Annotated in this window: 20 protein-coding genes; 11 read left to right on the top strand and 9 right to left on the bottom strand. The window is 73.4% G+C overall.

What is annotated here, in order from left to right:
* The first annotated feature begins 128 nt into the window (after positions 1–128).
* Positions 129–791 (top strand): phosphate signaling complex protein PhoU, encoded by a 663-nt coding sequence (phoU, locus tag ABD296_RS23070; protein WP_344270594.1) that lies wholly within the window; start codon positions 129–131, stop codon positions 789–791.
* Positions 792–837: 46 nt separating this feature from the next.
* On the opposite strand, the gene ABD296_RS23065 is transcribed toward phoU, so the two are convergent.
* Complete coding sequence (locus tag ABD296_RS23065) at positions 838–1,449, bottom strand: TetR/AcrR family transcriptional regulator (RefSeq protein WP_344270591.1); 612 nt, start codon at positions 1,447–1,449, stop codon at positions 838–840.
* Positions 1,450–1,554: 105 nt separating this feature from the next.
* Here ABD296_RS23065 and ABD296_RS23060 point away from each other — a divergent pair, with 105 nt between their 5' ends.
* Positions 1,555–2,553, top strand: coding sequence for a hypothetical protein (locus ABD296_RS23060; RefSeq protein ID WP_344270588.1), 999 nt, complete (start codon positions 1,555–1,557; stop codon positions 2,551–2,553).
* Between the two features lie 24 nt (positions 2,554–2,577).
* Here the strand turns inward: ABD296_RS23060 and ABD296_RS23055 are convergent, their stop codons facing one another.
* Positions 2,578–2,979: a carboxymuconolactone decarboxylase family protein gene (locus tag ABD296_RS23055; RefSeq protein WP_344270585.1), complete on the bottom strand. Its 402-nt coding sequence runs from the start codon at positions 2,977–2,979 to the stop codon at positions 2,578–2,580.
* Between the two features lie 111 nt (positions 2,980–3,090).
* On the opposite strand from ABD296_RS23055, the gene ABD296_RS23050 reads away from it, so the two are divergent.
* The 3 genes from ABD296_RS23050 (at position 3,091) to ABD296_RS23040 (ending at position 5,827) form a co-directional block, all read left to right on the top strand.
* Positions 3,091–3,969 carry a LysR family transcriptional regulator gene (locus tag ABD296_RS23050; RefSeq protein WP_344270582.1) on the top strand — a complete coding sequence of 293 codons (879 nt, stop codon included), beginning with the start codon at positions 3,091–3,093 and terminating at the stop codon, positions 3,967–3,969.
* Positions 3,970–4,140: 171 nt separating this feature from the next.
* Positions 4,141–4,593, top strand: coding sequence for a TetR/AcrR family transcriptional regulator (locus ABD296_RS23045; protein WP_344270579.1), 453 nt, complete (start codon positions 4,141–4,143; stop codon positions 4,591–4,593).
* A 7-nt stretch (positions 4,594–4,600) separates the two neighbouring features.
* The gene (locus ABD296_RS23040) at positions 4,601–5,827 is read left to right on the top strand and encodes an MFS transporter (protein ID WP_344270576.1); all 1,227 of its coding nucleotides are present in this window, start codon (positions 4,601–4,603) and stop codon (positions 5,825–5,827) included.
* Between the two features lie 3 nt (positions 5,828–5,830).
* Here ABD296_RS23040 and ABD296_RS23035 read toward each other — a convergent pair whose 3' ends face one another.
* From ABD296_RS23035 to mshA, 4 genes are all read right to left on the bottom strand, one after another.
* Positions 5,831–6,220 carry a VOC family protein gene (locus ABD296_RS23035; RefSeq protein WP_344270572.1) on the bottom strand — a complete coding sequence of 130 codons (390 nt, stop codon included), beginning with the start codon at positions 6,218–6,220 and terminating at the stop codon, positions 5,831–5,833.
* Positions 6,221–6,294: 74 nt separating this feature from the next.
* Positions 6,295–7,119, bottom strand: coding sequence for a phosphoglyceromutase (locus ABD296_RS23030; RefSeq protein WP_344270569.1), 825 nt, complete (start codon positions 7,117–7,119; stop codon positions 6,295–6,297).
* A 28-nt stretch (positions 7,120–7,147) separates the two neighbouring features.
* Complete coding sequence (locus ABD296_RS23025) at positions 7,148–7,639, bottom strand: type III secretion system chaperone family protein (RefSeq protein WP_344270566.1); 492 nt, start codon at positions 7,637–7,639, stop codon at positions 7,148–7,150.
* Positions 7,636–8,979, bottom strand: coding sequence for a D-inositol-3-phosphate glycosyltransferase (mshA, locus tag ABD296_RS23020; RefSeq protein ID WP_344270563.1), 1,344 nt, complete (start codon positions 8,977–8,979; stop codon positions 7,636–7,638). The genes ABD296_RS23025 and mshA overlap by 4 nt, the downstream gene beginning before the upstream one ends.
* A gap of 134 nt (positions 8,980–9,113) precedes the next feature.
* Between mshA and ABD296_RS23015 the strand changes: the two genes are divergently transcribed.
* Positions 9,114–9,875: an SDR family NAD(P)-dependent oxidoreductase gene (locus tag ABD296_RS23015; RefSeq protein ID WP_344270561.1), complete on the top strand. Its 762-nt coding sequence runs from the start codon at positions 9,114–9,116 to the stop codon at positions 9,873–9,875.
* Positions 9,876–9,877: 2 nt separating this feature from the next.
* Here ABD296_RS23015 and ABD296_RS23010 read toward each other — a convergent pair whose 3' ends face one another.
* The gene (locus ABD296_RS23010; protein WP_344270559.1) at positions 9,878–10,693 is read right to left on the bottom strand and encodes a class I SAM-dependent methyltransferase; all 816 of its coding nucleotides are present in this window, start codon (positions 10,691–10,693) and stop codon (positions 9,878–9,880) included.
* A gap of 109 nt (positions 10,694–10,802) precedes the next feature.
* On the opposite strand from ABD296_RS23010, the gene ABD296_RS23005 reads away from it, so the two are divergent.
* The 3 genes from ABD296_RS23005 (at position 10,803) to ABD296_RS22995 (ending at position 13,791) form a co-directional block, all read left to right on the top strand.
* Positions 10,803–12,416 carry an AMP-binding protein gene (locus ABD296_RS23005; RefSeq protein WP_344270556.1) on the top strand — a complete coding sequence of 538 codons (1,614 nt, stop codon included), beginning with the start codon at positions 10,803–10,805 and terminating at the stop codon, positions 12,414–12,416.
* A gap of 55 nt (positions 12,417–12,471) precedes the next feature.
* Positions 12,472–13,260 carry a TIGR03084 family metal-binding protein gene (locus ABD296_RS23000; protein WP_344270553.1) on the top strand — a complete coding sequence of 263 codons (789 nt, stop codon included), beginning with the start codon at positions 12,472–12,474 and terminating at the stop codon, positions 13,258–13,260.
* Positions 13,261–13,323: 63 nt separating this feature from the next.
* The gene (locus tag ABD296_RS22995; RefSeq protein ID WP_344270550.1) at positions 13,324–13,791 is read left to right on the top strand and encodes a universal stress protein; all 468 of its coding nucleotides are present in this window, start codon (positions 13,324–13,326) and stop codon (positions 13,789–13,791) included.
* On the opposite strand, the gene ABD296_RS22990 is transcribed toward ABD296_RS22995, so the two are convergent.
* Positions 13,788–14,300 (bottom strand): O-acetyl-ADP-ribose deacetylase, encoded by a 513-nt coding sequence (locus tag ABD296_RS22990; RefSeq protein WP_344270547.1) that lies wholly within the window; start codon positions 14,298–14,300, stop codon positions 13,788–13,790. The two genes, ABD296_RS22995 and ABD296_RS22990, sit on opposite strands and share 4 nt — an antisense overlap.
* A gap of 222 nt (positions 14,301–14,522) precedes the next feature.
* On the opposite strand from ABD296_RS22990, the gene ABD296_RS22985 reads away from it, so the two are divergent.
* The gene (locus ABD296_RS22985; protein ID WP_344270544.1) at positions 14,523–15,359 is read left to right on the top strand and encodes an NAD-dependent epimerase/dehydratase family protein; all 837 of its coding nucleotides are present in this window, start codon (positions 14,523–14,525) and stop codon (positions 15,357–15,359) included.
* 77 nt (positions 15,360–15,436) lie between these two features.
* Here ABD296_RS22985 and ABD296_RS22980 read toward each other — a convergent pair whose 3' ends face one another.
* A complete protein-coding gene (locus tag ABD296_RS22980) occupies positions 15,437–16,198 on the bottom strand; it encodes a dioxygenase family protein (RefSeq protein WP_344270541.1) in 762 nt (253 codons plus the stop codon).
* A 107-nt stretch (positions 16,199–16,305) separates the two neighbouring features.
* Here ABD296_RS22980 and ABD296_RS22975 point away from each other — a divergent pair, with 107 nt between their 5' ends.
* A complete protein-coding gene (locus ABD296_RS22975; RefSeq protein WP_344270538.1) occupies positions 16,306–16,794 on the top strand; it encodes a MarR family winged helix-turn-helix transcriptional regulator in 489 nt (162 codons plus the stop codon).
* Positions 16,795–16,847 lie beyond the last annotated feature (53 nt).

Here is a 16,847-nt window from a genome sequence, read left to right as displayed (position 1 = left end):
AACGGGGTCTCGTTCCCCGAAAGTTCACCTTCTTATACGCGACGGTTCATGCTGATGGGGCAGGCTGTTGCGTGGGCGAGTCCGCCCGGATTGCCATTTTTGCCCCTCTTTGCCCCGAGGAATCCCAATTGCGTGACGCGTATCACGAGGAGCTCGACTCCCTCTCCGACAAGCTGGTGGAGATGACCCGCCTCGTCCGCTCCGCGATGGCCCGCGCGGTCACCGCGCTGCTGGACGCGGACCTGCGCCTGTCGGAGGAGGTCATCAGCGGGGATGAGCACGTCAACAAGATCGACGCGGAGATCGAGGAGACGGTCTTCGACCTGATGGCCCGGCAGCAGCCGGTCGCCGGCGACCTGCGCACCCTGATCACCGCGCTGCGGATGAGCGGCGACCTGGAGCGGATGGGCGACCTCGCGGTGCACATCGCCAAGACCGCCCGCCGCCGCCACCCCGAGCCGGCCGTCCCGCCCGAGCTCCAGGCCACCGTCCTGGAGATGGGGCAGATCGCCGAGCGGATGATCGCCAAGACCGGCAGCGTGATCGCGTCCCAGGACGTCGAGATGGGCCTCGAGCTCGACGCCGACGACGACCAGATGGACCGCCTGCACCGCCGGCTGTTCGACATCCTGCTCTCCCCCAAGTGGAAGCACGGCGTCGAGCCGGCCGTCGACATCACCCTCGCCGGCCGCTACTTCGAGCGCTTCGCCGACCACGCCGTCCACGTCGCAGAGAACGTCGTGTACCTGGTCACCGGCCAGCGCCCCGAAGAGATCACCGACTTCTCCTGACCCGCCCGCCGCCGGGCCGCCCGCCGCCGGCCCCGCCGCGGCGGGGTCAGGCCGGCGGGGCGACGAGGGCGACGTTGGCGAGCGCCCTGATGCCGAGCTTCAGGTCCCGCGGCGTGACGTCGTCGATCAGGAGCCGCTGCAGCAGGTATCCGGGCATGATCGCGAAGAGGGTCTTGCTCGCGGCCCCCACGTCGGTGTCGGCCGGCAGCAGCCCCTCGTCGACGAGCCGCCGCAGGTAGGCGCTCCAGATCTCGCGCAGCCCGGCGAACGAACCGGTGAGGTGGTCGGCGAGGTCGGGGTCGTGCATGGCGAGGGCCCAGGCCTGCGGGGCGAGCCGCACCGGCCCGTCCTCGCCCGACAGGCCGGTGAGCTCGTCGGCGAGCGACTCGAGGATCTCGTCCAGCGGGAGCAGCCGGTCACCGGTGGTGAGGCCGGTCAGGAACGCCTGCAGGTCGCCGACCACGGCCATCAGGTTGGCGGCGACGATCTCGTTCTTGCTCTTGAAGTACCGGTAGACGGCCCCGGCCGACAGCCCGGACTCGGCGAAGATGTCCTGCATGGACGTCTCGTGGACGCCCTTGCGGACGAAGCACCGGCGCGAGGCGTCCAGGATCTGGCGGCGGCGGCGTTCCAGGTGCTCCTCGCTGACCCGTGGCATGGTTCCAATATAAAACGAACGTCCGTTCTTGACAAGCCGCCCGGCGCGGTGCGACGCTGGCGGCATCTAAAAGAACGGACATTCGCTTTTTCTTGAGGAGCGGCCATGAAGTCCTCCCCCGCGGTGCGCGCCCTGGGCGTCGCCATCGGCGCGGCACTGCTGCAGATCGTCATGATCACCGCTTTCGCGTGGCCGTCCGCCCACCTCGCGCCGCGCCGCCTGCCCGTCGTCGTCGCCGGGCCCGCGGCCGGCGCGGTCGCCGAACGCCTGACGCACGCCCGGCCCGGCGCCTTCGCCATCACGACCCGCCCGGACGAGGCGTCCGCGCGCCGGGCCCTCACCGACCGCGACGCCTACGGCGCGATCATCGCCTCGCCGTCCGGGACGCGGGTGCTCACCGCCTCCGCGGCCTCCCCGGCGGTCGCGCAGCAGCTCGACGTCCTGGCCCAGCAGTTCGCGCCGAAGCGGGACGCGGCGGTGAACGCGATGCCCGCCGTCCAGGACGTCGTCGCCGCCGATCCTGACGACCCGCGCGGCACCGGGTTCGGCGGCATGGCGCTCCCGCTGATCATGTCGTCGATCGCCGGGGCGGCCTTCCTGACCTTCACGGTCCGCCGGGTGGCCTGGCGCGCCGCCGGCGTGCTGCTGTTCGCGCTGCTCGGCGGGCTCGGCTCGGCGGCCATCGCGCAGGGCTGGATGTCGCTGCTGCCCGGCCCGTACCTCGCCATCGCCGGCGTCATGGCGTTCACCATCGCCGCCGTCACCGGCACCGTCGCGGGCCTGGCCGCCGCCCTCGGACGGGCCGGGCTCGGCGTCGGCGCCATCGCCTTCCTGCTGGTCGGCAACCCGCTGTCCGCCGCGACCTCGGCCCCCGAGCTGCTGCCCCGGCCGTGGGGCGAGATCGGCCAGTACCTCCCGCCCGGCGCGAGCGCGACCCTGCTGCGCTCGGTCGCGTTCTTCGACGGCGCCGGCGCCGTCCGGCCGCTCGCGGTGCTGGCCGGCTGGACCGTGCTCGGGGCCGTCCTCATCGTGCTCGGCGCCCGGCGCGCCCGCGCCGGACAGGCGGCCGCCGCCGACCGCGCCCCGGAACCGGCGCTCACCTGACCGTCCGCACCCGCCCTGCCGTGCTCACGACAGGTTGGAGATGGGGAGCAGGCCGCGCTCGCCGAAGACCCTCTTCGCGACGAGGGTCGCGTTGACGGAGCGCGGCATGCCGGCGTAGACGGCCGAGTGCAGCAGCGCCTCGGCGATCTCCGTGGCGGTCAGGCCGACGTTCAGCGCGGCGTTGATGTGGACCTCCAGCTCGATCTCGCAGCCGCCCAGGGCGGTCAGCACGCCGAGCGTGACGAGCTGCCGGTCGCGGGCGGGCAGCTCGGGGCGGTCGTACATGTCGCCGAAGGCCCAGGCGACGACCTGGTGCCCGAGCTCGGGCGAGACGTCGGCGAGCGAGTCGACGATCCGCTGCCCGGCCTCCCCGTCGACCTGCTCCAGGACCTTCATCCCGTACTGGTGGCGCTCTTCGCGGTTCATCCCGTTCTCCTTCGGTTCGTTCCGTTCGGATGACTCGATCGTGTCGCGGATGAGCGCCGTGGCTGCCTTGCAGGCATGCGGAGATATGCTTCCCATGCTTGGGAGGCATGGATGGATCTGCGGATGCTCGGCTACGTCGTCGCGATCGCCGAGGAGGGGTCGGTCAGCGGCGCGGCGCGCCGACTCCGGCTGACCCAGCCGACCCTCAGCCGCCAGCTGCGGGAGCTGGAACGCCGCCTCGGCACGGAGCTGTTCGTCCGCGAGGGGCGCGGGCTCACCCCGACCGCGGCCGGAAAGGCGCTGGTGAAGCGGGCTTCGGTCGTCCTGGCCGAGGCGGAGGCGGCGCTGGAGGACGTCCGGCTCGCCGCGCAGGGCCTGGCCGGACGCGTGACGGTGACGTTCGCCGGATCCGGGATCAACGGGCCCCTCGGTGGCGCGCTCGGCCGGCTCCGCCGCGAGCTTCCCCGCGTCGAACTGCGGCTGGAGGAGAGCTTCAACGACGCCGAGATGTCGGACGGCGTGCTCGACGGGCGGTTCGACATCGCCGTGCAGCGGCTCCCCTCGCGCGACGCGCGGCTCGCCACCCGGCCGTGGTGGAACCAGCCGCTCACGCTGTTCCTGCCGTCCGCGCACCCTCTCGCGCACGTGCCCGGCCCGGCGCCGCTGGCGGCGCTCGGCCAGATCCCGCTGGTCGTGTGGCCGCGCGAGGTGTCACCGCATTCCCACGACGAGATCCTCGCGCTCTGCGACCAGGCGGGGGTGGTCCCCCGGACCGGCGCGCAGGGGCGCAGCGTGCAGACGGTCCTCGCGCTGGTCGCGGCCGGTTTCGGCGGCGCGGTGATGGCCGACTCGCACCGCGCGCTGCGCCGCGTCGGCGTGACGCCCCGCCCGCTCGCCGGCACGAACACGACCCTCTACCTGGTCTGGCGCGCGGACGACGCCAACCCCCTCGTCCACCGCTTCAGGGACACCCTCGCCGCCCTCACCTGATCGCGGTCCCGGGCTCCTAGCGCTCGGCGAGCAGCGCCTGGAGTCGTCCAGGCGTTCCAGAAGACCGCCGGCCCGCTCGGCACCGCCGTCACCGGCAGCGTCCCCGCCCCCGCCGCGATCGCCGCCATCGGCGCGCTCCTGACCCTGGCATTCTTGCCTCGGAGGATCACCGTGACCGACCCCAGCAACGCCCCGGCCAGGCCGGGACTGCGCGAGCGCAAGAAGGCCAGGACGCGCGCCGCGATCCAGACCTGCGCCATGCGCCTGTTCCGCGAGCAGGGCTACGACGCCACCACCATCGCGCAGATCATCGAGGCCGCCGACGTCTCCGAGACGACCTTCTTCCGCTACTTCCCCACCAAGGAGGACCTGGTCCTCCACGACGACTACGACCCGATGCTCATCGAGGCGTTCCAGGAGCAGCCGCCCGTCCCGGCCCTGCGCGCCTCGTTCGCCGCCGCCTTCACCGGCATCACCGCACGCGCCGGCCGCCGTCCCGACGGCCTGGCCGTCCGCACCGTCGCCGGGGCCGTCGTCGGCGCCGCCATGGCGGTGTCCGCCGCCGTCACCGACGACCCGGACGCCGACCTGCCCGCCCGCCTCGAACCCGGACTCGTCCTCTGACCCCCGCATGAGGAGCCTCCTGCTCGACGTGGCCCCGCTGCGGGAGTCGCCGCCGTTCCGGCGGCTGTGGATCGGCCAGACGCTCTCCGGGTTCGGCGGGCAGATGACGCTCGTCGCCGTGATGTTCCAGATCTGGCAGGCGACGCGGAGCACCGCCTGGACCGGCGCGGTCGGCCTCGCGCAGGCGGTCCCGCTCGTCGCGCTCGGGCTCTTCGCGGGATCGCTCGTCGACCGCGTGGACCGCCGGAGGTTCTACCTGCTCACGACCAGCGGGCAGACGGTGTGCTCGCTCGTCCTCGCACTTCAGGGCCTCTTCGGGCACCTCCCGCCCGCCGGGCTCCTCGGGGTGGTCACGGCGCAGTCCTGCTTCGCGGCGGGTGGCGGGCCGGCCTCGCGGACCTTCATTCCGCGGCTGCTGCCGAAGGACCAGGTGGCCGCCGGCCTCGCGCTGCGGCGGATCGCCTTCCAGGGCGCCATGCTGGTCGGGCCCGCGCTGGGCGGGCTGATCGTGGGCGGCATCGGCGTCGGCGGCTGCTACCTGGTCGACGCGCTCACGTTCGCCGCCGCGCTCTACGGCGCGTCCGGCCTACCGCCGATGCTTCCGGGCGACGAGCCCGCACGTCCCGGCCTGCGCGGGGTGCTCGACGGCCTGGCGTTCCTCGTCCGGACCCCGGTGATCCGCGGCGCCCTGCTCACCGACCTGGCCGTCACCGTGCTCTCGATGCCGGTCAGCCTGTTCCCGCTGATCAACGCCGAACGGTTCGGCGACGACCCGCGCACGCTCGGGTTCTTCCTCACCGCCATCGCCGTCGGCGGCGTCGCGGCGTCCCTGTTCTCCGGGACCTTCACCCGGCTCCCCCGCCCCGGCCTGGTCATGCTCGCCGGATCCGCCGCGTGGGGCGCGGCGCTCACCTTGTTCGGCCTGTCCCCCGGCCCGTGGACGGGCCTGGCCTGCCTCGTCCTGGCGGGCGCCGCCGACACCGTCTCCGTGGTGGCGCGGGGCACCGTCGTCCAGACGCACACCCCGAGCGAACTCCTCGGCCGGGTCGGCGCGGCCGAGCAGATCGTCGGCCAGGCCGGTCCCGACCTCGGCAACCTGCGCGCCGGCCTCGTCGCGGACGCCACCTCCGGCGCCGCGGCCGCCGTCAGCGGCGGCCTGCTGTGCCTCGGCGCCGTCGCCGCCGTGGCGGCCACGACCCCGGCCCTCCGCTGTCCGGCCGTGTCCCCGGCGTAGGGGTCAACCTGCCTTTGGTGCCACCGTCCGGCGGAGCAGGCAGAACTCGTTGCCCTCGGGGTCGGCGAGGACGTGCCAGGACTCCTCGCCCGTCTGCCCCACGTCGGCCGTCCGCGCGCCGAGGTCGAACAGGCGCTGGAGTTCCTCGTCCTGGTCGCGGTCGGTCGCGTTCACGTCGAAATGCAGCGGCAGCTTGCCGCGCTTCGGTTCGTCGCTGCGGCTGAGGACCAGCTTCAGCCCGGCATCGCCCGGCTCGGTTCCGGCGGGCCCGATCTCGACGTCGCCGTTGTCATCGCGCAACAGGACGACGTAGCCGAGCACCCGGCACCAGAAGTCGGCGAGGGTCTCGGGATCGCGGCAGTCGATGACGAACTCGGTGATGCGGCATGCCATCGCGCCACAGTACCCCGCTGTGGATCATGGCCGGACGAGGGGACCGCCGTCGCCGGCGGTCCCGTCGCGGCGAGTCACTTCTTGCGGCCCCGCCGGGTCTTCGGGGCGTCCTTCTTCGGCTCGTCCTTCTTGGGGGCGGCGGGCTTCTTGCCCCCGCCGCCGCCCTGGTTCTTGACGGCCTCGATGGCGGCCTTGGCGGCGGCCGGGTCGAGGTACTCGCCGCCGCGCTTGAGGGGGGCGAAGTCGTCGTCCAGCTCGTAGACGAGCGGGATGCCGGTGGGGATGTTCAGGCCGACGATCTGCTCGTCGGAGATGTCGTCCAGGTGCTTCACCAGGGCGCGCAGCGAGTTGCCGTGCGCGGCGACCAGCACGGTCTTGCCGACGGCGAGGTCGGGGACGATCGAGTCGTACCAGTACGGCAGCAGCCGGTCGACGACGTCGGCGAGGCACTCCGTGCGGGGGATCAGCTCGGACGGCAGCTCCGCGTAGCGCAGGTCGTTCACCTGGGACAGCGGGTCGTCGTCCTTGATGGGCGGCGGCGGGGTGTCGTAGGAGCGGCGCCAGGTCATGAACTGCTCTTCGCCGAACTCCTCGCGCGTCTGCGCCTTGTTCTTGCCCTGGAGGGCGCCGTAGTGGCGCTCGTTGAGCCGCCACGAGCGCTTGACGGGGATCCACAGCAGGTCCGCGACGTCCAGGGCGATGTTGGCGGTGCGGATGGCCCGCTTCAGCAGCGAGGTGTGCACCACGTCGGGGGTGATGTCGGCGTCGAGCAGCAGGTCGCCGCCGCGGGTCGCCTCGCTCTCGCCCTTCGTGGACAGGTCGACGTCCACCCAGCCGGTGAACAGTCCCTCCGCGTTCCAGACGCTTTCGCCGTGCCGCAGCAATACCAGGGTCGCCATGGTGCAGAGCCTATCGGCCCGGGTGGATCTACCCGCGATTGGCCGGGTCGGCGAAGGAGGCGAAGGCCTGCAGGTTGGCGAGGCTCTCGCCGCGCTTGACGCGCCAGTCCCACTCGCGCTGGATGGACGACTTGAAGCCGCGTTCGAGGGCCTTGTCGAAGTTCTCGTCGGAGTAGGTGAGGACGCAGCCGAGCAGCCGGTCGATCTCGTCGGCGCTGACGGACTCGAGGGGCACCTTGCCGACGAGGTGGACGTCGCCGACGTCGTCCAGCGCGAACGCGACGCCGTACATGCGGCCGTTCTTCTCCAGCAGGAACCGGTAGAACTCGGCGTGGTTCTCGTCGGGCCGGCGGCAGAAGAACGCCTCGACGTGCAGGCTGTGGTCGCCGACGATCAGCCAGGTCATGGTGGCGAGCTTGTGCTGGCCGGGCAGTTTGACGAAGAACGCGTTCTCGCGCGGCTCGTCGAACTCCAGCTCGGCGGCCTTCAACGCCTCCCGGATCGTCTCGACCTCGCTCATGCCGTCACCTCCGCGGTGAGTTGCGGCGAGAGCGTCGGCGGGGCAAGGCGGACGGCGGGTAGCGACATGGCACCGGTATACACGTCCAGGAGGCGGTCGACGGTGGCGTCCCAGCCGAAGTCCTGCGCGTGTCGGACGGCGCCGCGCGCGAGGCGGTTGTGCCTGCCCGGCTCGGCGTGCAGGCGGTTCAGGACGGCGGCGTAGTCGGCCGGGTCGTGCCCGGAGATCAGCACGCCGGACTCGCCGTCGGCTACGGCGGTGCACAGTCCGCCGACGCGGGACGCGACGACCGGCGTCCCGCAGGCCTGCGACTCGACGGCGACCAGGCCGAACGACTCGCTGTGGGACGGGACGACGGTGACGTCGGCGGCGCGGTACCAGTCGGCGAGGTCGCCCTGCGGGCTCGGCGGCTCGAACCGGACGACGTCGGCGATGCCGAGTTCGGCGGCGAGGGCCTGCAGGCCTTCGGGGCGGGACCGTCCGGAACCGCTGGGGCCGCCGACGACGGCGACGACGAGCTTGGAGCGCAGCGACGGGTCGTCGGCGAGCATGCGGGCGGCGGCGCGCAGCAGCACATCGGGCGCCTTGAGGGGCTGGATCCGGCCGACGAAGAGCAGGACGTACGCCTCGCGGGGCAGGCCGAGGCGGCGGCGCGCGGGGCCGGTGCGGTGCGGGAGGAGCCCGGTGCTGCGGGCGAGGACCGGGGATTCGGGGCGGAACAGCGACAGGTCGACGCCGGGGCTGACGACGGCGACGCGCCGGGGGTCGGCGCCGTAGAGGCCGATCAGCTCGTCGGCCTCCTCGCGGGTGTTGGCGACGAGCTGGTCGGAGGAGGCGACGACCTGCTCCTCGCCGAGGACGCGCTCCGCCGGCTCGGGCTTGTCGCCGTCGGCGAGCGCGGCGTTCTTGACCTTGGCCATCGTGTGCATCGAGTGCACGAGCGGGACGCCCCAGCGCTGCTTGGCGGCCCATCCGGCCTGCCCGGAAAGCCAGTAGTGGGTGTGCAGGAGGTCGTAGTGGCCGGGCTCGTAGGACGCCTCGGCGCGCAGGACTCCGGAGGTGAAGCCGCACAGCTGGCGGGGCAGCTCGCCCTTGTCGAGCTCCTCGAACGGGCCGGCGACGACGTGCCGGACGAGGACGCCGGGGGCCAGTTCGGCGACCGGCGGCAGGGCGCGGCAGGTGGCGCGGGTGAAGATGTCCACCTCGACGCCGCGGGCGGCGAGCCGTTTCGCCACCTCGACGATGTAGACGTTCATGCCGCCCGCGTCGCCGGTACCGGGTTGGTCCAGGGGGGAAGTATGAACACTGACGGTCGCAACTCGGTTGATACGACGCGACACCGGACACCACCTCCGGTAGTGCAACCTATCGGCCGCGTTACCTGTTCCCTCAGGAAGGTGGGCAATCGTCACTTCTCGCCACAGTGATCGACCTCACCGGGCCGCCGGAGGTGCCCACCTGGAAGGCTGGACGCATGCGTAAGACCGCGGTAGTGACCGGAGCAAGCAGCGGAATCGGGGCCGCCACGGCCAGGCGGCTGGCGGCGGAGGGCTTCAACGTCGTGCTGGCGGCGCGGCGCCGCGAGCGCCTCGACGCGCTCGCCAAGGAGATCTCCGGCGAGGTGCCGGGCGCCGCCAAGATCGTGCCGATCGCGCTGGACGTCACCTCGCAGGAGTCGGTGGACGCGCTCGCTGCGGCGGTCGGCGGCTGCCACGTGCTCGTCAACAACGCGGGCGGCGCGCTCGGCCTGGACACCGTGGAGACCGCCGACCTCGACGACTACCGCGCCATGTACGACACGAACGTGCTCGGGCTCGTCCGGGTGACGAAGGCGCTGCTGCCGAAGCTGATCGAGAGCGGCGCGGGCCACGTGGTGAACATCACCTCGCTCGCGGCGCACGTCCCGTACGAGGGCGGCGGCGGGTACAACGCGGCCAAGCACGCCGCCTACGCGGTGAACGAGGTCATGCGGCTGGAGCTGGTCGCCAAGCCCGTCCGGATCACGGAGATCGCGCCGGGTCTGGTGAAGACCGAGGAGTTCTCGCTGGTCCGGTTCCGCGGCGACGAGGAACGGGCCGCCAAGCCGTACGAGGGCGTGCCGGAGCCGCTGGTGGCCGAGGACGTCGCGGACTGCGTCGCCTGGGCCGTGACGCGCCCGCCGCACGTCAACATCGACCGGATCGACGTCCAGCCCCGCGTCCAGGCGGCCCCCCACCGGCTCCACCGCGAGAGCTGAAGTCAACGAGGGGAGACGGCGGGCCAGGGCAGGGTGACCTCGCCTTGGCGCCAGCGTCGGCGGGGGCCGTAGGGCGGGCGGGTGAGGACGGGGCGGGTGCGGGCCAGCAGGCGGACCGCCTCGATCCAGCGGGCGCGCGGGCCGAAGGCCGAGTGCGGGGCGGCCGTCGCCCAGCAGCGGTCGAACGCCATGAGCAGGTCGTGCACGGGTTCGCCCGGCACGTTGCGGTGGATCAGCGTCTTCGGGAGGCGTTCGGCCAGGTCGGAGGGGCGCCCAAGGGCTGGCAGGTGGGCGGCGAAGGTGATCGTCCGCGGGCCGTCCGGGCCGAGCGCGACCCAGACGGCGCGGCGGCCGATCTCGTCGCAGGTGCCCTCGACCAGCACGCCTCCGGGCGCGAGCCGCCCGCAGAGTTGGTCCCAGGCGCGCCAGGCCGCGTCCTCGTCGTACTGCCGCAGCACGTTGAAGGCGCGGATCAGGACGGGACGGCGCGGCACGGGCACCTCGAAGCCGCCGCGCCGGAACGACAGCCCGTCGTGCGGGCCGGTCCGGCCGAGGAGGGCGTGGCCGGCGGCGACGCGGTCGGGCTCGATCTCGACGCCGACGACCTCGAGCCGGGGCGAGACGGCGCGCAGGCGCGTGTACAGCTCGTAGGTGGTGACGGGGGACGCGCCGTAGCCGAGGTCGACGGCCAGCGGGCGCTCGCCCGTGCGCAGCGCGGCGGCCTGCGTGGCGGCGATCCAGCGGTCGATCCGGCGCAGGCGGTTGGGGGCCGTGGTGCCGCGGGTCACCTCCCCCACGGGCTTTTGCGATGCGACCACTTCCAGATTGTCGGGCTTTGACGCGACAAGCCGGTAATCGAACCGGATTCGGTAAGTAGTCGTTTACGCTGGTCTCCCCGAGAAGACCCCGGCCCCGAGGAGAGCCCGCATGCCCCAGCTCGACCTGGCGACCCTGCACGAGGCCGTCGCCGCCGCCGTCCCCGACCGCGAGGCGATGGTCTGGCGCGACCGGCGGCTGAGCTGGAGCCAGACGGCCGAGCGGACCCGGCGGCTCGCGCGCGTCCTGCACGGGCACGGGCTCGGGATCCGCGACGAACGCCCGGCCCGCCCGTGGGAGTCGCCGCACGACCACCTCGCGCTCTACCTGCACAACGGCCCCGAGTACGTCGAGGGCCTGGTCGGCGCGCACAAGGCCCGCGTCGCCCCGTTCAACGTCAACTACCGGTACGTGGACGACGAGCTGGCGCAGCTGTTCGCCGACGCGCGTCCGGCCGCGATCATGTACCACGCGCGGTTCGCCGACGTGATCGCCCGGGTCGTCAAGCGGCTCGACGCCCGGCCGCTGCTACTCCAGGTGGCGGACGAGTCCGGCAACGACCTGGTGCCGGAGGCGCTCGACTACGAGGAGGCGCTCGCGGCGGCGTCCGCCGACCCCCTCGACGGCGTCCGCCCGCAGGCCGGTGACCTGCACATCCTCTACACCGGCGGGACGACCGGGCTGCCCAAGGGCGTGCTGTGGCGGATCGGCGACCTGATGATCGGGCCGCTCGGCCTGCGCCGCCGCGACGGCTCGCCGCTCGACGACCTGGACGAGGCGGTCGCGCGGGCCGTCCGCAGCGACCAGCGGGTCGTCGTCGGGCCGCCGCTGATGCACGGTGCCGGCACCTGGTCGGCGCTCGGCGCGTGGTGCGGCGGCGGCTGCGTGATCTTCCCCGACCGGGTGGACGGCCTGGACGCCGCCGGCCTGATGGCGACCGCCGAGCGCGAGCGGGCCACCCGGCTGCCGCTCGTCGGCGACGCGTTCGCCCGCCCGATCACGGAGGCGCTGGAGCGCCGCCCGCACGACCTCGGCCCGCTCCGCTCGCTGGTCAACTCGGCGGCGGCGGTGAGCCCGGAGGTGAAGCGCCGGCTGCTGGAGCTGATCCCGGGCGCGCGGATCGTCGACGTCCTCGGCTCGTCGGAGAGCGGCTTCGCGGTGACCCGCGCGGGCGCGGACGCCCGCGCGTTCGCGATGGCTCCGGGCGGCGCGGTGCTGAACGCCGACCGGACCCGCAAGCTCGCGCCCGGCGAGGACGAGATGGGCTGGCTGGCCAAGGGCGGCGACGCGGTCCCGCTCGGCTACCTCGGCGACCCGGACAAGACCGCCGCGACGTTCCTGACGATCGGCGGCGACCGGCTCGTGATCCCGGGCGACCGGGCCCGCCACCTCGCCGACGGCACCGTCGAGGTGCACGGGCGGGAGGCGACCACGATCAACACCGGCGGCGAGAAGGTGTTCGCCGAGGAGGTCGAGGGCGTGCTGCGCGGCCTGCCCGGGGTCGAGGACGCGCTGGTCGTGGGCTGGCCGAGCGAGCGCTGGGGCAGCGAGATCGTCGCGGTGGTGCGCCCGGCGGCGGCGCCGGACGACGGCGCGCTGCGCGCGGGATGCGCCGCGCACCTGGCCCGCTACAAGATCCCCAAGGCGTTCGTCCGGACGGACGCGCCGCTGCGGCTGCCCAACGGCAAGGCCGACTACGCCGCCGCCCGCGCCCTCCTGGACTGAATCAGGTTCGGTTCGGGGCTGTACGGGACGGCGCCCGGCACGGAATCCTGGTCGGATGCCCGACCTGCACAGCCTGCTCTCCGACCTCGCCGCCGAAGGCGACTCCCTCGACGCCCTGGTGGCGCCGCTGCCCGCCGCGCGCTGGGCCGGCCCGACCCCCGCCGAGGGCTGGACGATCGCGCACCAGATCGCCCACCTCGCCTGGACGGACGGGCAGGCGGTCGACGCGGCCACCGACGCCGACGCGTTCGCCCGCCACCTCGAGGAGGCCGTCGCGGATCCCGCCGGCTATGTCGAGCGGGGCGCGCGCGAGGGCGCGGCCGGGGAGCCCGCCGTCCTGCTGGAGACGTGGCGGGACGCGCGCCGCGGCATGGTCGAGGCGCTCGCCGAGGTCCCGCCGGGCACCCGGCTGCCCTGGTTCGGGCCGCCGATGAGCGTGCCGTCCATGGCGACGGCGCGGCTGATGGAGACGTGGGCGCACGGCGAGGACGTCGCGGACGCGCTCGGCGTCCGGCGCGAGCCGACGGCCCGGCTCCGGCACGTGGCGCACATCGGCGTCCGGGCCCGCGACTTCGCCTTCCGCACCCGGGGCCTGGAGCCGCCCGCCGGGGAGTTCCGCGTGGAGCTGACCGGCCCGGACGGCGAGAAGTGGACGTGGGGGCCGGACGGCGCGGCGCAGTCCGTCACCGGGCCGGCACTGGACTTCTGCCTGCTGGCCACGCAGCGGCGCAACCGCGCCGACCTCGCGGTCGTCGCCACAGGCGCGGACGCCGACCGCTGGCTGGACGTGGCGCAGGCGTTCGCGGGGCCGCCCGGCGCCGGCCGGCCGGCGGCGGCCGGGTGAGAGCTTGGCCACTGCCGGAGCGGCACGGGTTCGGCGCGAGCTGATCTTGGACATATCTCCGGCATGACAGTTCTCATTGCATTCGACGGTTCTGATGACGCCAGGACGGCGATCGAATACGCGGCCAAGCACCTGCGCCCGGAACCGATCGTGATCCTGAGCGTGTGGGAGCCGCTGCTGACCCAGATCACCTGGATGCCGCTCGCCGCCGGCGTCCCGGTGGCCGTCGAGCAGGGCGACGACGGCAAGTTCGAGGAGGAGAAGCAGGCCGAGGTGCTCGCCGGCAAGGGCGCCGAACTGGCCGAGGCCGCCGGTGCGACGCAGGTGACGCCGCGCGCGGAACGCGGCGGCGGCCCGGTGTGGGCGGCGATCGTCGACGTCGCGGAGGAACTGGACGCCTCGCTGGTCGTGACGGGTTCGCGGGGTCTGGCCGGCGCCCGGTCGATGATCCTCGGCAGCGTGTCGACCCGGGTGCTGCACCATGCCGGCCGTCCCGTGCTGGTCGTCCCGCCGCCGAAGGAAGAGGGCTAGGGCAGGCCGACGGCGCGCTCGAACGCGGCGTAGGCGTCCTCGTCGAACAGCACGAACCGCGCGTCCGCCACCTTGGTCTGCGCCGCCCGCACCGTGCCCACCGCGATCCGGGCGGCGTCGTCCATCGGCCAGCCGTAGATCCCCGCCGACACGGCCGGGAACGCGACCGAGGCGGCGCCGAGCTCGTCGGCGACCCGCAGCGACTCTCGGTAGCAGGAGGCCAGCAGGTCCGAGCGGTCCTCGGACGCGGAGTAGACCGGGCCGACGGTGTGGATCACCCAGCGGGCGGGCAGCCGGCCCGCCGTCGTCGCCACCGCCTGCCCGGTCGGCAGCCCGCCGCCGTAGTGCGAGGCGCGCAGTTTGCGGCACTCGTCCAGGATCTCCGGGCCGCCCCTGCGATGGATGGCCCCGTCGACCCCGCCGCCCCCGAGGAGCGAGGAGTTCGCCGCGTTCACCACGGCGTCGACGTCCTGCTCGGTGATATCGCCCCGGACGAGAGTGATGTTCATGCACAGAATTGTCCCCAGGCCGGGCACGAAACGCACACGGGCGGTCTCCGGCGGTACGCTCGTGGCGGACGGGCCTCCACGGGGCGGTGCGGCTCGTCCGCCCGTCGTCCGGCGGCCACGGGGGGCGGCCCGCGCCGGGGCCGCGCGTGACCTGGATCAGGACTCCTGCCTATCCTGCCGTCGAACGACCACAAAGGCGTGACAGTCGTGGAGGTTACCCCCTTGAAGATCTTCCTCGCCGGAGCGACCGGAGTCATCGGCCGCCGGCTGATCCCGCTGCTCGTCCAGGCGGGCCACGAGGTCGCCGGGACGACACGCCGCCCGGAGCGCACCGGCTCCATCGCCGAGCTCGGCGCCGCGCCGGTCGTCGTGGACGTCATGGACGCCGCGGCCGTCCGCGCGGCCGTCGTCGACGCGCGGCCCGACGCGGTCGTTCACCAGCTCACCGATCTGACCGGTGAGGACTTCGAGGCCAACTCGCGGCTGCGCGTCGAGGGCACCCGCAACCTGGTCGACGCCGCGAAGGCGGCCGGGGTCGGGACCATGGTCGCGCAGAGCATCGCCTGGCTGTACCTGCCGGGCGACACGCCCGCGACCGAGATCGACCCGCTGGACCCCTCGCTTCCTCCCTACGCGGGGATCGCCGCGCTGGAGAACGCGGTGGCCGAGATGACGCGCGGCGTGGTGCTGCGGTACGGGGCGCTGTACGGCCCCGGCACCTGGTACGCGCCGGACGGCGCGATCGCGCAGCGGGTGAAGGCGGGCAGCCTGCGGCTGGCGCCGGCGTGGACGTCGTTCGTGCACGCCGACGACGCCGCCGCGGCGGCGCTCGCCGCGCTGGACTGGCCGGCCGGGCCCGTCAACGTCGTCGACGACGAGCCGGCGACGACGGCGGAGTGGCTGCCGGTCTACAGCGCGGCCCTGGGCGCCCCGACGCCGGGCAACGCGGGCAAGCACGCCGCGATGACGGGCCGTCCGGTGTCGAACGCCAAGGCGCTCGGCCTCGGCTGGAAGCCGAGGACGCCGTCGTGGCGCGCCGGTTTCGCCGACATGAAGTGAGCTGGCATGAAGTGAGCTGGCAGGGCAGGGCCCCGGCGGGAACGTGACACCGCCGCCGGGGCTTTACTCCTGCGCGCTCAGCCGAACTGGAACGAGCGCTTCGCCATGCCGAACCAGTAGCCGTCGATGACGGAGCGGCGCCCGGACGGGGCGTCGGCGTCGGCGCCGAGGGCCACGAACAGCGGTGCGAAGTGCTCGGTGCGCGGGTGGGCGATGCGCGCGGCGGGCGCCTTGGCGCGGAAGTCGAGGAGGGCGTCGATGTCGCCGGCCTCGACGGCGCGGCCCGTCCACTCGGCGAACTCGGCCGACCAGGCGAGCGCCGGCGCGTCCGGGGCGGGGCTCATCTCGCGCAGGTTGTGCGTGGTGAAGCCGCTGCCGACGATCAGGACGCCCTTGTCCCGCAGCGGCGCGAGGGTCCGGCCGATCTCGAAGAGCCGCTCGGGGTCCAGCGTCGGCATGGACATCTGCAGCACCGGAACGTCCGCGTCCGGGTACATCTCCACGAGCGGGACGTAGGCGCCGTGGTCGAGGCCGCGCTGCTCGTCCTGGTGCACACCCGGGATGAGTTTGCGCACGTCGTCGGCCAGTTCGGGGGCGCCTGGCGCGGCGTAGCGCACCTGGTAGTAGTGCTCGGGGAAGCCCCAGAAGTCGTAGACGAGCGGCACGGGACGGGTCGCGCCGATCGACAGCGGCGCCTCCTCCCAGTGCGCGGACACCATCAGGATCGCCTCGGGCTTCGGCAGCCCGGCCGACCAGCGGGCGAGCTCGGCGGTCCAGACCGCGTCGTCGGCCAGCGGCGGCGCGCCGTGGCTGAGGTAGAGCACCGGCATCCGGGTCATGTCGCCCCCAACGGATCAAGACCACAAAAAGTTCAGATTTGAACCATACCTCCAGATTGATTGAACGTTCAAGCCTTGAGGCTTCAAGTATCACGTAAAATAAAGACATGACGGATACGCGGTGGCTGGACGACGAGGAACAGGAGACCTGGCGCGCGTTCCTGTGGACCTCGCGGCTGCTGAGCGAGGCCCTGGACCGCCAGCTCCAGCACGACTCCGGCATGCCGCACGCCTACTACATGATCCTGGCGATGCTGTCGGAGTCGCCCGGCCGCGCCCTGACGATGACGGAGCTGGCCACGATCGTCCACTCGTCCCCGAGCCGGCTCTCCCACGCCGTCAACCGGCTGGAGGAGGCCGGCTGGGTGCGCCGGTCCAAGGACGACGCGGACCGCCGGACGACGATCGCCGAGCTGACCGACGAGGGGTTCACCGCGCTGGAGAAGGCCGCCCCGGGCCATGTCGCCGAGGTCCGCCGGAACCTGTTCGACCCGCTGACCCGCGAGCAGATGCTGCAGTTCCAGCAGGCCCTGCGCACGCTGCTGGAGTCGCTCGACCCGAACCGCGAGGCCCCCTGCGCGAAGGGTCGCGGCTGACCCGCGTGCCCCCTGCGCGAAGGCGCGCGGCCGACCCGGATGCCCTGCGCGAA

Source organism: Actinomadura napierensis (assembly GCF_039529375.1).
Taxonomy (GTDB): Bacteria; Actinomycetota; Actinomycetes; order Streptosporangiales; family Streptosporangiaceae; genus Spirillospora; species Spirillospora napierensis.
Note: the sequence above shows the minus strand (reverse complement) of the source record. Positions and strands in the feature narration are given on the sequence as shown.

Excerpts from the sequence above, each read along its gene's own strand:
- ABD296_RS23000 (WP_344270553.1), top strand. The coding sequence starts at position 12,472 with ATGCCCGACCTGCACAGCCTGCTCTCCGACCTCGCCGCCGAAGGCGAC.
- ABD296_RS23030 (WP_344270569.1), bottom strand. The coding sequence starts at position 7,119 with ATGGCGACCCTGGTATTGCTGCGGCACGGCGAAAGCGTCTGGAACGCG.
- ABD296_RS23015 (WP_344270561.1), top strand. The coding sequence starts at position 9,114 with ATGCGTAAGACCGCGGTAGTGACCGGAGCAAGCAGCGGAATCGGGGCC.
- ABD296_RS23060 (WP_344270588.1), top strand. The coding sequence starts at position 1,555 with ATGAAGTCCTCCCCCGCGGTGCGCGCCCTGGGCGTCGCCATCGGCGCG.
- ABD296_RS22995 (WP_344270550.1), top strand. The coding sequence starts at position 13,324 with ATGACAGTTCTCATTGCATTCGACGGTTCTGATGACGCCAGGACGGCG.
- ABD296_RS23035 (WP_344270572.1), bottom strand. The coding sequence starts at position 6,220 with ATGGCATGCCGCATCACCGAGTTCGTCATCGACTGCCGCGATCCCGAG.
- ABD296_RS22990 (WP_344270547.1), bottom strand. The coding sequence starts at position 14,300 with ATGAACATCACTCTCGTCCGGGGCGATATCACCGAGCAGGACGTCGAC.
- ABD296_RS22980 (WP_344270541.1), bottom strand. The coding sequence starts at position 16,198 with ATGACCCGGATGCCGGTGCTCTACCTCAGCCACGGCGCGCCGCCGCTG.
- ABD296_RS23005 (WP_344270556.1), top strand. The coding sequence starts at position 10,803 with ATGCCCCAGCTCGACCTGGCGACCCTGCACGAGGCCGTCGCCGCCGCC.
- ABD296_RS23050 (WP_344270582.1), top strand. The coding sequence starts at position 3,091 with ATGGATCTGCGGATGCTCGGCTACGTCGTCGCGATCGCCGAGGAGGGG.
- ABD296_RS23065 (WP_344270591.1), bottom strand. The coding sequence starts at position 1,449 with ATGCCACGGGTCAGCGAGGAGCACCTGGAACGCCGCCGCCGCCAGATC.
- ABD296_RS22975 (WP_344270538.1), top strand. The coding sequence starts at position 16,306 with ATGACGGATACGCGGTGGCTGGACGACGAGGAACAGGAGACCTGGCGC.
- ABD296_RS23055 (WP_344270585.1), bottom strand. The coding sequence starts at position 2,979 with ATGAACCGCGAAGAGCGCCACCAGTACGGGATGAAGGTCCTGGAGCAG.
- ABD296_RS23025 (WP_344270566.1), bottom strand. The coding sequence starts at position 7,639 with ATGAGCGAGGTCGAGACGATCCGGGAGGCGTTGAAGGCCGCCGAGCTG.
- ABD296_RS23040 (WP_344270576.1), top strand. The coding sequence starts at position 4,601 with ATGAGGAGCCTCCTGCTCGACGTGGCCCCGCTGCGGGAGTCGCCGCCG.